Below are 2,012 nucleotides of genomic sequence, written 5' to 3' on the forward strand. Positions count from 1 at the left end.
GAACCGGTGGCTGAAGCTGAGCAGCCGCAGGCAGTTCCTGTTGTGGAAGAGGTTGTGCCTGTTGAACCGGAAAAACAGCCTGAGCCATTGCAGCCTGTTGTTGATAATATAGTTGAGGCTGCGCCTGAAGTTCCCGAAGCAATATCAGAGGATGTTGTTGAAGGTGTCAGCGAAATTCCTGAAGCAATAAGTGATGACATGCCGGAAGAAACAGATTTGGCCATTGTTCCTGAAGCTGAATTTGCAACCGCAGAAGCTCCTGATACTCAGAATGACAACTCAACAGATCTTATAGCACAGTTGCAGGCCAAGGTGAATGCACACAACGAAGTGGCTGACGAGAAACGTGAGATTATTGCATCAGGTGTATGGGAAGGCGATCCCGGAGACGGAACAGACTTTATTCCTATTGTAGACTTGCCGATTGAAGATCAGATGGCTGTGCCGCGATTTGATATGTTCGACAATCCGACAAGTCCTATGGACTTAAATAATGTTATGTATGCTCCTCAGATGGAGCCGGAAAGTGTACCGCAATTTGATTTTGAGGATATTATCACTGCCAACGGCGTACTTGAGATAATGCCTGATGGCTATGGATTCCTGCGTTCGAGCGACTATAATTATCTTTCTTCTCCTGATGACATTTATGTTTCTATAGCCCAGATTAAGCGTTATGGACTTAAGACTGGCGATGTGGTAAATTGCCATGTGCGTCCACCGCATGACGGAGAGAAGTATTTCCCGTTGACAAGCATTGATAAGATTAACGGCCGTGATCCTGCTGAAGTGCGCGGCCGTATACCGTTTGACCATCTTACTCCTTTGTTCCCGGATGAGAAGTTTACTTTGTGCGGTGAGCGTTCAACTACAAACCTCAGCACTCGTATTGTTGACTTGTTCTCGCCGATTGGTAAAGGACAGAGAGCGCTTATTGTTGCGCAGCCAAAGACAGGTAAGACAATCCTTATGAAGGACATAGCAAATGCGATTGCGGCAAATCATCCTGAAGCATATCTTATGATGTTGCTTATTGATGAGCGTCCAGAGGAAGTTACCGACATGGCGCGTACGGTTAATGCAGAAGTTATTGCCTCTACGTTTGATGAACCGGCGGAACGTCATGTAAAGATTGCCGGTATTGTGTTGGAAAAGGCAAAGCGTATGGTTGAGTGTGGTCATGATGTGGTGATCTTCCTTGATTCAATCACACGTCTTGCACGTGCATACAATACGGTTTCACCTGCCAGTGGTAAGGTTCTTACCGGTGGTGTTGATGCTAATGCTCTGCAGAAGCCGAAACGTTTCTTTGGTGCGGCACGTAATATAGAGGGTGGAGGTTCGCTCACTATTGTCGCAACAGCCTTGATTGATACTGGAAGCAAGATGGATGAGGTTATTTTCGAAGAGTTCAAAGGTACGGGTAACATGGAACTCCAGTTGGATAGAAGTCTCAGTAACAAGAGAATATTCCCGTCTGTTAATCTTGTTGCTTCAAGTACACGACGTGATGATCTGTTGCAGGACAAGACAACTCTCGACCGCATGTGGATTTTACGCAAGTATATTTCTGACATGACGCCAATTGAGGCTATGAATACAATTCATGACCGTATGGCTCGTACTTATGATAACGATGAGTTCCTTGCAACGATGAATTCATAAATATTTTAGAGGTACTTGTATTCTTATTTAAAAGTTTTTCCTAAAAAATTTTGTTATAAGAATTATTTTGAGTACCTTTGCACTCGATTTAGGGGTTCCGTAGCTCAGTTGGATTAGAGCAACGCCCTTCTAAGGCGTGGGTCTTGGGTTCGAATCCCAACGGAATCACGGAAAAGGAGCATCATGTGATGCTCCTTTTTCTTTTTATCATAGATGTTCTTATTTGCGTTTATATTGATTGATGATACAACTTACTGACTGCATCATTTCTTTCTTATAAGTCTTGGCATTATTTTTTGCCATGAAATGTAGGCTCACCCGATAAATAGTGGGGAAAGAAAATATTA

Annotated in this window: 1 protein-coding gene and 1 tRNA gene; both read left to right on the forward strand. The window is 43.7% G+C overall.

Translation table 11 applies throughout. From position 1 onward, the window contains the following. Nucleotides 1–6 precede the first annotated feature (6 nt). Complete coding sequence (gene rho, locus QVO66_RS11955) at nt 7–1,665, forward strand: transcription termination factor Rho (protein ID WP_441295434.1); 1,659 nt, start codon at nt 7–9, stop codon at nt 1,663–1,665. Between the two features lie 93 nt (nt 1,666–1,758). Then, a tRNA-Arg gene (locus QVO66_RS11960) sits at nt 1,759–1,833 on the forward strand. The last annotated feature ends 179 nt before the right edge of the window (nt 1,834–2,012 follow it).

This window comes from Prevotella sp. CAG:255, assembly GCF_000431195.1.
GTDB classification, from domain to species: domain Bacteria; phylum Bacteroidota; class Bacteroidia; order Bacteroidales; family Bacteroidaceae; genus Prevotella; species Prevotella rara.